The organism is Paenibacillus sp. FSL H8-0317 (genome assembly GCF_045040685.1).
GTDB lineage: Bacteria > Bacillota > Bacilli > Paenibacillales > Paenibacillaceae > Paenibacillus.
In genome coordinates this window covers 3120377-3134243 of record NZ_CP150294.1, presented here as the reverse complement: position 1 = coordinate 3134243, position 13867 = coordinate 3120377, and the positions used below count along the sequence as shown (strand labels likewise).

Below are 13867 nucleotides of genomic sequence, written 5' to 3'. Positions count from 1 at the left end.
TATTTTAATGAAACCGGTTTCATTTGAATGCAAAAAAAGACCCGTCTTCCCTTCTAAGTGCAATGATACCCATACGGAATACCGTGTTTTCTTTGCCCCTATGCAGTGAAACAGGTTTCTAATATATAAATGTAATTGCTTTCCTGAATTATATTATTGCCTTATTCAAGCTGTCAACTGTGCATTGGGCTCAAACATTTTTCGTTAAAACCACACAAAAAAGGCGCGAGTTCTGCTTGTTTTGCAAGCAAAATTCGCGCCTTTTCTCACGCTTCGAGCTTGTTCGCAAGCTCGCACATGATTCGTAATCAAAAGCGGACTTCTTGAACAACCTCTATTTAGAATACTTTTGTTGTCCAAGACTCACAGTTCCACGTCTCCGTAACGACATCACGGTAGAATTCCGGTTCGTGGGAGATTAGAAGAATACTGCCTTTGTAAGCCTTGAGCGCACGTTTCAACTCTTCCTTGGCATCAACGTCCAGATGGTTCGTCGGCTCATCGAGCACAAGTAGGTTGGTTTCATTATTGATCAGCTTACAGAGACGCACTTTAGCTTTCTCGCCACCACTTAGTACAGCTACCTTGCTCTCAATGTGTTTTGTAGTCAAACCACACTTTGCAAGTGCAGCACGCACCTCGAATTGGGTATATGAAGGGAACTCCTGCCAGATCTCTTCAATACATGTATTGTAGTTGGCATCCTTCATCTCTTGCTGGAAGTAACCAATCTCCAGATGTTCACCACGTTGAACGGTTCCTTCCAGAGCTTGAATTTCACCCAGAATACTGCGCATCAGGGTTGTTTTACCGATTCCGTTCGCACCAACAAGGGCAATCTTCTGTCCGCGCTCCATACGCAGATCCAGTGGTCTGGACAACGGTTCGTTGTATCCAATTACAAGACCTTTAGTTTCGAAAATGAGCTTGCCAGATGTTCTTGCATCACGGAAGTTGAACTGCGGTTTCGGTTTCTCCTTGGCGATCTCGATAACATCCATCTTGTCGAGTTTCTTCTGTCTGGACATCGCCATATTGCGTGTTGCTACACTTGCTTTGTTACGCGCCACAAAATCCTTAAGGTCAGCAATCTCTTGTTGTTGGCGTTTGTACGCCGACTCCAGCTGCTGTTTTCTCATCTCATGCACTTCCTGGAAATGATCATAATCGCCTACATAACGAGTTAGATTCTGGTTCTCCATGTGATAGATCAAGTTGATAACACTGTTCAGGAACGGAATATCGTGGGAGATCAGAATAAAAGCATTCTCATATTCCTGCAAATAACGTTTCAACCATTCGATATGCAATTCATCCAAATAGTTCGTAGGCTCATCGAGGAGCAAAATATCGGGTTTTTCCAGCAGCAGCTTGGCAAGCAGTACTTTGGTACGCTGTCCACCACTCAGGTCATTGACGTCTTTATCCAGACCGATATCCGTCAGACCCAGACCACGTGCGGTTTCATCCACTTTGGCATCGATCATGTAGAAATCCTGGTTTGTCAGCGTATCCTGAATCGTACCCACGTCTTCAAGTAGTTGTTCAAGTTCCTCCGGGGTAACATCGCCCATTTTGCCATACATATCATTCATTTCCTGTTCCATGTCGAACAAATACTGGAACGCGCCACGAAGTACGTCACGGATCGATTGGCCTTTGTTTAATACAGCATGCTGGTCCAGATAACCAACACGCATCCGTTTGGACCACTCTACCTTGCCTTCATCCGGCTGAAGTTTTCCTGTAATAATGTTCATGAAGGTGGATTTACCTTCACCATTGGCCCCGATCAGACCAATATGTTCGCCCTTCAACAGGCGGAATGAAACGTCGTTAAAGATAGCACGGTCACCAAAACCGTGACTTAATTTTTCTACATTTAATATGCTCATTCATGACACCTTTTCTATATAGACTTAATTCTTTGTATATTATAAGCGTTATATCCTGCACAACTCAACGCCATATTAAAAATATTGCACCTTTTTGTCTGAAATTTGCCTTATATGAAAGTATGGGTTAAAATTTTGCCTTAACGAATTACTATTATATAGAACGGAGCTCTTCGAAGAGCATCAGGTGAACAATATGATTGAAGTGAAACAATCCAAGTTGGGTGATGGTGGTGAGTTTAACCGCGGGGTATTTGCTACCGTTGATATTGCCAAAGGAACGCTTATTCATCAGGCACCCGTTGTGCCTTACCCAAATGAAGATCATGAGCATGTGGAAAAAACGATTCTGGAAGATTACGTGTTCGAATATGGGGCGAATCATACCGCTATTTTGCTCGGTTACGGCAGTCTGATCAACCACTCCTATGAACCCAACGCTACTTATGATATCAATTTTGATAACCACACCTTTGACTTCTACGCGTATACAGACATCAAGGCTGGTGAAGAAATCGTAATCAATTACAACGGTGAGGAAGATAGTATGGACCCGTTATGGTTCCTTGATGATTACGAGGAGCGTATGCTTGAGTTCAATAAGTCCAATGATGATGAGGGTGAAAAAGAGACCGAACCCCAGTCCCTGGATACGGACACGAGTAAATAAACGTTAAACTCAAGTAAAGTTCGCAAGTACTCTATTGTATGTGGGAAAAGAACTCACTGACCCCGGTGAATGATGAAACGAGTAACTGGAGACTTTTAACAGTCCAAAGTTTAAACACACAAATAAGCAAGTCCTCCGTTAATGGAAGACTTGCTTATTTGTGTTGTCTTGCTTTCTAAGCCAGATACACCTGTTCATGTTTCATTGTTTATCGTGCATCTGAACTTGTTTTAATCCGTAATCGGCGGATCTGTATGCAAGTCTTGATCGGGTGTCGTGGATCTCCACTTGGTAAAGGCTACCTCGAACCCTGCACGCTTTGGTGAACACAGAAATGGACCTGCATGTTTGTTCGTTGGATAGGCAAACCGTGCAACCCGAATCGTACGCCAAGGATGCTCATCTGTGCGAGCACGAATGACAACAGCCTCATTACTGTAGGAGGCTCTGATTGTTACGATTCGTCCACCCCACTCTGGCACAGGAGAGAGTGACCAATCTGAATACGTATCCGTCACGACAGCTCCAACATGTGCCACGCCATCATTAACCTCAACTCCGGCCTTGATCCATTGGTCTTCTCCGTACCATAACATTAGTCCAGCCTGATCATACAATTGGGTGAATGAGCTTAGATCAAACGATACCTCAATCGCTTCCGTTCCGTCCCATGGAGCAAGCATGGCATGTCCATCCCGATGACAGAACCCGTAGAATGTGTTCTCCCAGAAGTCACTGCCTTCCCGAGCTTCCACAACGAAACGATCCCCATCCATCCGTGCAGCAACGGGTTCCTTTGTCCACTTGCCTTCATGAAGCCCAATAAAATCCGATGACATCGTTGTTTTCATCCTTCCTTCCGTCCCAAAGGGGAGTTCATTCATCATCACTTCTAAATTAAAGAACCCACGTCCGATGCAGCAGTAGGATATGCAAAATTCATGGTGTTTAACTGATCGATAGTCAGATTGAACTGAATCGCCATTGCAAAAAGGTTGATCAATTCTTCTGTTTTGCTCCCGAGCACATGCGCACCCAGAATACGTCCGGTTGATTTGTCGATCACCACTTTGGCCATGGCAAATTTTTCATGAGTTCGCTTGTAAGTATACCATTTCGACATATCATTAACCTGCACCTCGTAGCCCTCTTTTTTGGCTTGTTCCGTGCTCATACCTACAGCTCCAAGGGCAGGGACAGTAAACACAATGGAAGGCATCACTTTATAATTTGGTTTGTGTTGATTTCCCTCCAACAAATTGAACGATACAGCCCGGGATTCCTGACCTGCTAACGGGGTTAAAGGCAACCCTTTTGTATCCGTTACATCGCCAGCAGCATACACTCTCGGATTACTTTCACTTTGCAAGTACTCGTTCACCGTAATCCCCTTTTTGCTGTAGCTGACGTTGGCTTTCTCCAATTCCAGCCCATCCACATTAGGAACACGCCCGGCTCCATGAACGACAAGTCCGCACTGCCACTGGTGATCTGCACCATTACGTGTGCCATGAACAACATAGGCGTTCCCCTCTTGCCGTATGGACTTCACCTCCGCGTTCAAGTGAACATGAATGCCGATCTCTTTTGATTTTTGCAACAAAGATTCTACAAGCTCCGCATCAAACGATTTCAGAGGCTGCTCACTCCGATGCAGGATATGAACTTCCGTCCCGGCTCTGGCCGCAATATGCGCAAACTCAAATGCAATGTATCCACCGCCTACCAGAACTAATCGATCCGGCAGCTGTTCCAGATCCAGAAAGTCATCACTATATATAAGATGCTCTGAGCCCTCAATCTCAAGTGGCGCAGGTGTTGCACCGGTAGCAATCAGGATGTGTTTGCCATGGAGCACTTCTTCTCCAATTTGAATATGGTCTTCATCGACAAATGAAGCTTTACCATGGAACGTATCCATTCCGGCCTGTTTGAATTGATCTTCACTTGCTCTAGGTATGCTCTCGGTAAAGGTGCGTTTAAAGGCCATAAGTTCAGACCAGTTGATGGTCGCCTGTCCCTGAATTCCTTTCCCTTGCATCCGTTCATTCCAGTCAATCAGCTCAGCCGCTCCAGCCAGCACTTTCTTGGGATCACAGCCACGCAGTGCACACGTTCCGCCGAACTCACGTTCATCAATTACAGCAACTCTCCAGCCAGCTTCAGCGCAACGGGTGATTACAGAGCTTGCCGCGCTTCCTGTGCCAATCGCAATCAAGTCATACGTTTCTTGTGTCATCATGGTTCCTCCTCATCCTTTTGGTACATCTATTGCAGGGATGCCTGAAGTTACAACAATCCGGCCTGTTTAAGGTATTCTGCTGCAACCTGTTCAGGATTCTCGCCCTCTACGTTCACGTCATAGTTCATCTGACGCATCTCATCATCCGTAATTTTTCCAGCAAGCTGATTCAGCACCTCAACCAATTGTGGATATTGATCTGCCGTTTCTTGACGAAGCATCGGCGCACCTTGATACGGTGGGAATAACTCCTGATCATCCTCCAGCACAACGAGTTCATACTGTCTCAACTCACTGTCTGTGGAGTAAGCATCAACGAGATTGATATCTCCGCGCTGAAGAGCACCATAACGAAGCTTGGGTTCCATTGTTGCAACGTTCGGGAATTCAATCCCATACTTTTTCTGTATGCCAAGGTATCCGTCTTCCCGATCCGAGAATTCAAGTGTGAATCCTGCTTTGATCTGCTGCTCAACCGGTTTGAGATCCGAAATGGTCTTGAGATTGTATTGATCTGCGATGCTCTTTGGAACAGCCAACGTATACGTATTGTTGTAATCCATAGGGTTCAGAAGCACCATGTTGAACTGGCTCAGCATTCCATCTCTTGCCTGTTCGTACACCTCTGTCCGATCGGTGCTGACTGCTGTTTCCTTCATGAATTCGGAGATCGCTGTCCCGGTGAATTCGGGATAGATGTCAACATCACCTGACTTGAGTGCATTGAAAAGGAATGGCGTTTTGCCTAATCCGGGTTTTAGTTCAACGGTCAGGTCTGTATCTTTTTCAATTAGCAATTTGTACATATTAATGAGAATTTCGGGTTCCGCCCCCAATTTTCCGGAAATGACGAGATCCTTCTGTCCACCACGTGCCACGAAGGGAATGGTAATCACAAGTATCGCGATTATTGCCAGCGAACCAAGGGTAACCAGTGTTTTCTTAAAGGATAATCGTTGGAACTGACGCAATAGTACATCAAACAAAATCGCCAGCAAGGCGGCCGGAATGGCTCCAAGGATGATCAGTGCCGTATCGTTCCGATCAATGCCCAGCAAAATTAATGCACCCAAACCTCCTGCGCCGATCAAGGCAGCAAGCGTCGCCGTTCCTACAATAAGCACCATAGCGGTCCGAATTCCGGCCATAATGACAGGCATCGCCAGTGGCAGTTCCACTTTGATTAGACGTTGCCAACTATTCATGCCCATCGCATTCGCTGCTTCCACCATGGAAGGATCAACTTCGGATATGCCTGTGTACGTGTTGCGAAGTACAGGAAGCAGCGCATACACCACCAATGCAATAATTGCAGGAAGTGTTCCTATGCCGAATAACGGGATGAGCAATCCGAGAAGCGCCAAGGAAGGTATCGTCTGCAACACAGCCGTAACCCCAATAATCGGTTCAGCGACTTTTGGCTTGCGTGTCAAGTAAATACCAAGCGGAATAGCGATGAGGACAGCAAAGAACAAGGCGATAAATGAGATCTGAATATGTTCCAGCAGAGCAGACAACAACTGACCTTTGCGCTCACTGAACACCTCCGAGAATCTATTCATGTCCTTCACCTCGTTCCTGTAACTGACCAGACCAGTATTTCATCAGATCAACTCGACTGATCTCACCAATAACCTGGCGGTTACGTTCAACCAGCAGATGGTCATGGGAAGCCATGATATCAACTAACTCCATCAACGTAATGGATACAGGAACGGCAGTTTTGGCTGATTTAGGCACATGACCCGGTGAGAGTGGTGACATGATGGATTCGAGATCAAAATCAGATTGTGAACTTGTATCGGTGTTAGCACTTCCAACAAATTCACGTACGAAATCATTAGCTGGCTGTCGGATCAGTTCTTCCGGGGTGCCTACCTGCAAAACCTGTCCATCCTTCATAATGCAGATGCGATCCCCCAGCTTCATCGCTTCCTGAATATCATGGGTGACAAACACAATTGTTTTTTTCATCTGACGCTGGATATCCAGAATATCGTCCTGCAATTTCTCGCGGCTCATTGGGTCGAGTGCACTGAACGGTTCATCCATCAAAACTATCTCGGGATCGGCAGCGAGTGCACGCAATACACCAATTCTCTGCTGTTGTCCTCCGGATAACTCGGACGGTTTACGCTCACTGTACGTATCTCCGTGCAAACCCACCATGTCCAGTAACGTATGTACACGCTCCTTGATTTGATCTGACTTCCATTTTCGCAGTTCAGGAACAACTGCAATATTTTCGGCAATGGTCATATGCGGGAATAGTGCAATCTGTTGCAGCACATATCCGATATTCCAGCGCAATTCGTGAATGTTGTATTCATCGATTGGGCGTTCATTAATGCGCACGGTTCCATCTGTTCGCTCAATCAGGCGATTGATCATTTTGAGCATGGTGGTTTTGCCACATCCACTCGGACCAATCATGACAAACAGTTCTCCCTTGTTAATGTTGAGGTTAACCTGACGCAAAGCCGTTGTTCCATCAGGATATTGTTTCGATACATTTTCGAACTGAATCATTCGCTCTCTTCGCCCCTTTATCTAGGGCGTGTCTCAGACACGCCCTAACATTCATTCTCATCTATTTCCCCAAAAGTGAGTTCGTATAATCACTGCTTTCCGTAGTGACCCAGGTTAGAGAGAGATCCATATTCGAATCAACGATGTCAACATGCTGGCAGACATGCAAAAAGACGGGCACTAGGCACCGTCTTCTCATTGAATATGAAAATATTTCTTCCATTATTCCCATACTTCCATATGATTTAGAATAAATTGCTCGAATGAAATCGGGTTATTCCCCGTTAATTTTTTCACCGTATCCGTCCTTTGATCTTCTCTCCCCTCCTCCCGGATAGGCACATCCAGTCCTGCGAGGGCAGCAGCGTATTCTTCTGACATTCCTGCGCGAATCATGCTGTTCCTCAATTCATTATCGGACAAAGATTCATGCTGAATGGACTGACCCAGTACACGGCTCAAGACGTCTGCAACCTGTCCATAGGACAACGTCTCTGGCCCTGTAATGATATGCTCCGTATTATGAGGGACAACATCTGTCAGAGCATGGAAGGCCACCGCTGCGATATCATCTGCACTAACAAATCCAATTTTCCCGTCACCCGTAGCACTGTATATTTTCCCAAGTTGTTTCGTCGTCTCCCGATGTGGCCCCTCCGTAAAGTTCTCCATAAAATAGGAAGGCTGCAATACAGCCCACTCAGGAGCATGGGCTTTTAAATATTGATGTACTTTGCCAAAAATAGGACCATCCTCATCAATTGAAGCACTGCCAAGCAAGACAAATCGCTTAACGCCGTTCCACAATGCTTCCTTGATGAACGGAATCATGACGTCTTCTGGGGTCATGTCCATGACTGGCACAACAAGATACACCTGGTTCACATTTTTCAGCGCCGGCGCATATGTCTCGGAATCATACCAATCAAAATAGACATAATTATCGGCAGAACCAGAAAGAGATGTTTTCGTTCTTCCTGCCAAACGCACCGGATATTGATGCTTTTGAAGTATGGCCGCAACACGGCTTCCTGTTTTTCCATTAGCTCCCGTAATAAGTGTCAACGGTTTATCATTGATCATGCTTGTTTCCTCCTAAGTCCGATTCGAGTACGACCATCGGATTCCAATAGTCTTTATAATGTGTAATTTTTCCATTAGAGTGGCTCACTACAGAGATGTACGTTTGGTTGTATGGCTTGCCTGTAACTAATGAACGCCCTTTACAAGTAAATTCAGCCACAAACTGTTGTTTCGTGGAATCAGCCAAGATCACCGGTTCAGAAAACTGCTGAATTTCAATCATCCCCAGCAGATTATGAAGATGATTCTTAATTGCGGCTTTGCCTTCCAGTATCTGAGGGTATCCTGCTGGTGCGTATGGGAATTCGAAGATAGCTTCAGATGTATATAGCTCCAACCATTGTTCTAGTTTTCCCTCCAGTAGCAATTGAGTAAATCCTTGCATGATCCGATACGGTGTACTATTGCCCGCTTCCAACTGCTGAGATTGTGTCATCCTTATTTCCTCCTTCTGTTTGTTCGGCGCTTTTTCCAGACCAATCGGTCTATAATATTCAAAAAATAAACGCCCTAAGCGTTCATTTTCAAAAAAACGTAAAGAATTCTTACTCATATCATGTAAAACGTTAATCCATAGCCCTTAGGGTCATCTGTACAAAATCCCGCAGCGCTTCTGCACTTGCACCACTCTTCGCCGTAAAGGTCAATGAGAGTCGGGAATAATTTAGAAAACGGGCAAGTCCGGGCAAGTCTTCCTCTGTGTGCTTCAATTCGCCACTCCTTTGGCCTCGTAACAGTGCACTATGAAAAACATCTTCCATTTGTTGGTTAGTGGTTTGAATAAAGGCTGCGATTTCGTGATTTTGTGGTGCCTGTTCAACCGCGCTATTAATGATGAAACATTCATTACGACGTTCGTTGTCTGTCAACACGTTAACCGCTTCGTTGAACAACTCCGTCACGCCTTGCCTCACACTTGTGCATTCGTTTAATATTCTGATCCCCGCCTCTGTCTTCTGCTGAATATAGAATTTAAGAGCAGAGACAAATAAATCATGTTTAGTTCCGTAGGTGTCATACAGGCTTTGCCTCGCAATACCAAGTTCACTCAGCAGTAAGCTCAAAGATGTACCTTCATAACCGTACGCTCCAAATACAGACGTTGCTTTTCTTAGAACGGTCTCCGTGTCAAACTCCTTGGCTCTTCCCAATTTCAGACCTCACCTCCCTATTCATTAACTAAAGAATACCTTTTCCAGACTGATCAGTCAAGAAAATAAATGCTTTGATTTTTGCCAAAGTGGTATAATGGGAATAGAAGCTGAATGAATTCTTTTACCACTTACAACCATGACCACATATAAAGGAGTGTACCTATATGTATATTCAAATTACAGATTTGGCTGCAAAACGATTGACGGAAAGCCTGAATGACCAACTTGGATATTTCAAAGTGATCTATGACCTGGAAGGTTGCGGATGTAACGGAGTTATCGCTATTATCATTGTTGATGAACTTGCGGCTCTCGACGCGCAGATTGAAACCAATCTGGTTCCGTTCTATGTTGACCCGAAGCAGCAGCTAAACCTAGAACAACACATGAAGCTGGATACAGAAGAGAATTATCCTTCTTTCAAATTAAGCAGTGATTCTGGTGTGCTCAGCGCCAACGTTCGCGTTCGTGATACCCGTGCAGTAACTGCGGGAAACTCCGGTGGATCCGATGCTTGCATGTTGTAACACAGTTTCCAGCATACTTGAAGTAATCTAGTATTATCTCTCTTCACATCAAAAGCCGTTGCATCTAATGCAACGGCTTTTTTAACGTTCTTTTCCTTATATGCCTCTATCAGAGTTGCAAAAAAGACTCTATAAAAGATAAACTAAACATTTACACGAAACGGAGAGGACAGAAAGAACCTGAAGAAGCGAAGCGTTCGCCTAAAAGCTTTCTGTAAGAAAGCTGCATCGGAAGCATACGCTATCACAAGATTTTCACCATTATAAAATTGAATCAAAAAAATCAGGGGATAACAGCGATCGGAAGGTTGTTCTGTCATCGAAGTGGCAAGGTAAATATCCTCTAGTTAGATTTTATAGCAAACTTTGTTTACAACTCGGAAACAATTGGAGAACCTATGGATATAATCCTCTAGTATACTCGGTATATAGATTCATATATTCCGAGGAGGAACACACATCATGAAATCTTTCACTCGTAAATCCATCATATCTACAATTCTCGTAGGCTCTGTTGTAGCAGGTTCTGCTTTTACTACGTTTCCCATCACTTCAAGCCTGAATCCCATCGCGTCTGCGGCAAGCTCTAGCTTCACTCAATTTCTGCATGACAATGCACCTGGTCGTACGATCAAAACGATTAAAAATGTGGCAACTGTGACCAATGTGTCCAGTACAGTTGTACTTGTCAATAAAAAGAGAAATCTGCCTTCAACTTATACACCTCAAGATTTGGTTGTGCCTAATATTCCTTTTAGCTTCTCAGGCTCCAGTCCGAAGAAACAAATGCGTAAAGTGGCTGCAACAGCGCTAGAGAAACTATTTGCCGCTGCCAAAAAAGAAGGCATTGATATCAAAGCGGTGTCTGGCTATCGTTCTTATGCGACCCAGAAATCGATCTTTGACCGTAATGCCAGTATCAAAGGTGAAGCTGTTGCCAATAAAACAAGTGCTCGGCCAGGACAAAGCGAACATCAGACTGGTCTAGCTATGGATATCTCCAGCGCTTCGGCTGGTTATGATCTTCAGCAAAGCTTTGGCAACACCAAAGAAGGCAAATGGCTGAAAGCCAATGCCCACAAGTACGGTTTCATCATCCGTTATGGCAAAGATCAGGAGAAATTGACTGGTTACTCCTATGAGCCATGGCATGTACGTTATGTAGGGGTGTATATTGCTGGTGAGATTACCAACCAGAAACTTACGCTGGAGCAGTATTTGGAACGTGCCAAATAAGGCAGGTTTGAGCCCAAAGCCTAAACAGTTATTGGATTAGATAAAAGAAGCGTGACTATAGATAACATGACTGAAGGAGAAGATGGGGCCGCAACTGGCCCTCTTCTGCTTCAATTTTTCATTTACACACTTCATCATGTCCCAACGATTTTTCTGAAGACCAGTGGCAGTCTCTTCAGACCTTCTGTTCCAGCCCAAGAGCCTACTCCAGCCAGTATTGCATTTTGGCACAAATAAAGTGCGACATTGTACACGATGGGGCCTAGAATAATCTCCACTACTACAAAACGTTTTAACGTCGAAGATTGGATTACATATACCCGAAATTCATGAGGGTCATGTCCTCCCATATACCTTGCGATCAATGCTTTCATGAATCACCTCTAGTGTTTTATTTTAGCGTATGGCAGACAATCCTTGTCTTATTCTAAAATAATACTTACATAAAGTAACTAAGTGTGTTATAGTCAGTTTATAAATCATACATAAGCGAGGGAAACTACCATGAGTGAGTTGGAGAATCTGGTCAAAAACCGTAGATCGGCCGTTATTTTTGAAGAAGGAATTGAAATTTCGGATTCGGAACTGCAAGAAATGTTTGCCCTGAACAAATTTGCACCATCTGCCTTTAATCTGCAACACACGCACTATCTTGTGATTAAAGACGAGGAACAGAAAGAGAAAGTCTATGAAGCTTCCCAGCAATATAAGGTAAAAACAGCTTCTGCGGTCATCGTGGTACTGGGCGACGTCAACGCTCATCACCATATCCGCACGATTAACGAAGGCCTGCTGAACCTAGGCGCTCTTACTCCGTTCCAATACGAGCAGGAATCCCAAAGTGTCACCGAATTTTACGAATCTCGCGGCAGATTCTTCCAACGTGAGGATGCGATTCGCAATGCCAGCCTGTCTGCCATGCAATTGATGCTGATCGCTCAGGATCGCGGATGGGACACTTGTCCAATGATTGGCTTTGACTCGGAAGAACTGCAACGGAGTCTGGAAATCCCTAACCATTACGTACCGGTTATGCTGATCACCATCGGCAAAAAGTCGGAAGCCAAACAGCGCCCACGCGGTTACCGTAAACCGATTAACGAATATGTTAGCTTCAACAAAATGCACGCTGAATAACATATAATATAACAAATTATATAAGTTGAACTAACATTTACACTATAACGGAGAGGACAGAAAAAACCTGAAAAAGCGAAGCGTGCGCCTTTATCCCCGGATTTTCCCCTTTAGAAAAGGAATGGAATTAAAATCTGGGGATAACAGCGATTGGAAGGTTGTTCTGTCATCGTAGTGTCAGTGTAAATAATCTTTAGTTCAACACAGCAAAAAAGCCACGATCTCGTGGCTTTAATACGTTTCATAGATCAACGTATCCAACATGTGAAATTCATCGTCAAACTCCGCATATATGTACAGTCGACCAGCAGGTGTATCCCCCGCATCATAACCCAATCGGAAATATTGATCTCCCTGAAATTCTGCATCAGCCAAAATCAATGCATTGATATCTTCGTCCGGATGAGCCTCGGCAATGGTTTTAAGTGCCTGCTCACCTAGCATGTCCCACCGTTTCCACGTCTCTTCCATATATAGGGACAATATTTCCATCTCTGTCTTGGTTGAAACCTGTGCAGTGACTACCAGTTCTTTATCCTGAGTAAGTAAGCGCATCTGATAGTTGGACATCGAGACGTCATACTGAAACAACCCCATACCCGGAACTTCATGATTGGATTCAAACATTAGATTATCTGCATACTGCAGTCTTTCCAGCTTGGGATTAGCGCTATAATCCAACTCAGTTAATTTGTTCTCGGAACAGTACAACTCTTTTAGTTGCATGTTATGGCGAATATTCAGCTTGCTAATATGGTTGTTAAAACAACGGACACTCTCTAAAACCATATTTGAACGAAAATCCAACTGTTTGATATGGTTGTGGTTACAACGAAGTTCAATCAAGTTTGGACAACTTGTTACATCAAGTTCCAACATGTAATTGTTGGCGCAATCAAGTCGCCGCAGTTGCTTATTGTGTTCAAGTTCAAGTGAGAAAAGAGCGTTATAACTGCAACTAAGTTCCTCCAACTGCTCAAGGGGCTCCGAAGCCAGCTTCGACAACATATTCCAATGACACTCCACCGTTATAAGTTTGGAATTATGAGAAAGGTCTAATTTTCGAAGTCGATTAAAGCTGCAGTCCAGCACCTGCAATTCCGAATGGAGACTGAGGTCCAGTGTAAGAAGTTGATTCTCTCTGCAACGTAATATTCTCAGCTTGTGATTCTGAGCTAAATCCACACTTGTCAATTGATTATAGGCACAATCCAACTCTTGAAGATCCCTGAAATATTCAATTCCATCAAGATTGCTAATATTGTGATTGGAAAGTTGCAATATCTCAACCTCACAAACGTCACTCTCCTGAATGAAATCCCGCTGATCACAAAAACGTTCCAACACAACTTGCCTGAAACGTTCATCCGTGAAGGCATAAGTAATATCCATGT

The 13867-nt window shown here is 44.3% G+C and carries 14 protein-coding genes; 4 read left to right on the top strand and 10 right to left on the bottom strand.

Annotated features, from left to right (window positions below; genetic code table 11):
- Window positions 1-338: 338 nt before the first annotated feature.
- Window positions 339-1895, bottom strand: a complete 1557-nt coding sequence (locus tag MHB43_RS14200) for an ABC-F family ATP-binding cassette domain-containing protein (protein WP_017688769.1) — start codon at window positions 1893-1895, stop codon at window positions 339-341.
- 196 nt (window positions 1896-2091) lie between these two features.
- Here MHB43_RS14200 and MHB43_RS14195 point away from each other — a divergent pair, with 196 nt between their 5' ends.
- The gene (locus MHB43_RS14195) at window positions 2092-2565 is read left to right on the top strand and encodes an SET domain-containing protein (protein ID WP_091031152.1); all 474 of its coding nucleotides are present in this window, start codon (window positions 2092-2094) and stop codon (window positions 2563-2565) included.
- A gap of 230 nt (window positions 2566-2795) precedes the next feature.
- On the opposite strand, the gene MHB43_RS14190 is transcribed toward MHB43_RS14195, so the two are convergent.
- The 7 genes from MHB43_RS14190 to MHB43_RS14160 all read right to left on the bottom strand — a co-directional run bounded on the left by MHB43_RS14190 (window position 2796) and on the right by MHB43_RS14160 (window position 9570).
- Window positions 2796-3416: a DUF1349 domain-containing protein gene (locus MHB43_RS14190; protein WP_339308136.1), complete on the bottom strand. Its 621-nt coding sequence runs from the start codon at window positions 3414-3416 to the stop codon at window positions 2796-2798.
- A gap of 41 nt (window positions 3417-3457) precedes the next feature.
- Window positions 3458-4804: an NAD(P)/FAD-dependent oxidoreductase gene (locus MHB43_RS14185; protein ID WP_339308684.1), complete on the bottom strand. Its 1347-nt coding sequence runs from the start codon at window positions 4802-4804 to the stop codon at window positions 3458-3460.
- A 50-nt stretch (window positions 4805-4854) separates the two neighbouring features.
- On the bottom strand, window positions 4855-6369 hold the full coding sequence (gene opuFB / locus MHB43_RS14180; protein WP_339308134.1) for an osmoprotectant update ABC transporter permease/substrate-binding subunit OpuFB: 1515 nt from the start codon (window positions 6367-6369) through the stop codon (window positions 4855-4857).
- On the bottom strand, window positions 6362-7336 hold the full coding sequence (locus tag MHB43_RS14175) for an ABC transporter ATP-binding protein (protein WP_339308132.1): 975 nt from the start codon (window positions 7334-7336) through the stop codon (window positions 6362-6364). Before MHB43_RS14175 ends, opuFB begins: the two co-directional genes overlap by 8 nt.
- 222 nt (window positions 7337-7558) lie before the next feature.
- Complete coding sequence (locus tag MHB43_RS14170; protein ID WP_339308130.1) at window positions 7559-8419, bottom strand: ergot alkaloid biosynthesis protein; 861 nt, start codon at window positions 8417-8419, stop codon at window positions 7559-7561.
- On the bottom strand, window positions 8409-8855 hold the full coding sequence (locus tag MHB43_RS14165) for a nuclear transport factor 2 family protein (protein ID WP_405132173.1): 447 nt from the start codon (window positions 8853-8855) through the stop codon (window positions 8409-8411). The genes MHB43_RS14170 and MHB43_RS14165 overlap by 11 nt, the downstream gene beginning before the upstream one ends.
- Window positions 8856-8985: 130 nt before the next feature.
- Entirely contained in the window at window positions 8986-9570 is a 585-nt protein-coding gene (locus MHB43_RS14160; RefSeq protein WP_339308126.1) for a TetR/AcrR family transcriptional regulator, read from the bottom strand.
- 167 nt (window positions 9571-9737) lie between these two features.
- Between MHB43_RS14160 and MHB43_RS14155 the strand changes: the two genes are divergently transcribed.
- Entirely contained in the window at window positions 9738-10100 is a 363-nt protein-coding gene (locus tag MHB43_RS14155; protein ID WP_221819572.1) for an iron-sulfur cluster biosynthesis family protein, read from the top strand.
- A gap of 462 nt (window positions 10101-10562) precedes the next feature.
- On the top strand, window positions 10563-11336 hold the full coding sequence (locus MHB43_RS14150) for a M15 family metallopeptidase (protein WP_339308123.1): 774 nt from the start codon (window positions 10563-10565) through the stop codon (window positions 11334-11336).
- 134 nt (window positions 11337-11470) lie between these two features.
- On the opposite strand, the gene MHB43_RS14145 is transcribed toward MHB43_RS14150, so the two are convergent.
- On the bottom strand, window positions 11471-11710 hold the full coding sequence (locus MHB43_RS14145) for a hypothetical protein (RefSeq protein WP_260632639.1): 240 nt from the start codon (window positions 11708-11710) through the stop codon (window positions 11471-11473).
- Between the two features lie 130 nt (window positions 11711-11840).
- On the opposite strand from MHB43_RS14145, the gene MHB43_RS14140 reads away from it, so the two are divergent.
- Window positions 11841-12473 carry a nitroreductase family protein gene (locus MHB43_RS14140; RefSeq protein ID WP_076214767.1) on the top strand — a complete coding sequence of 211 codons (633 nt, stop codon included), beginning with the start codon at window positions 11841-11843 and terminating at the stop codon, window positions 12471-12473.
- Between the two features lie 231 nt (window positions 12474-12704).
- On the opposite strand, the gene MHB43_RS14135 is transcribed toward MHB43_RS14140, so the two are convergent.
- Window positions 12705-13865 (bottom strand): leucine-rich repeat domain-containing protein, encoded by a 1161-nt coding sequence (locus MHB43_RS14135; protein ID WP_221819574.1) that lies wholly within the window; start codon window positions 13863-13865, stop codon window positions 12705-12707.
- Between the last annotated feature and the right edge of the window lie 2 nt (window positions 13866-13867).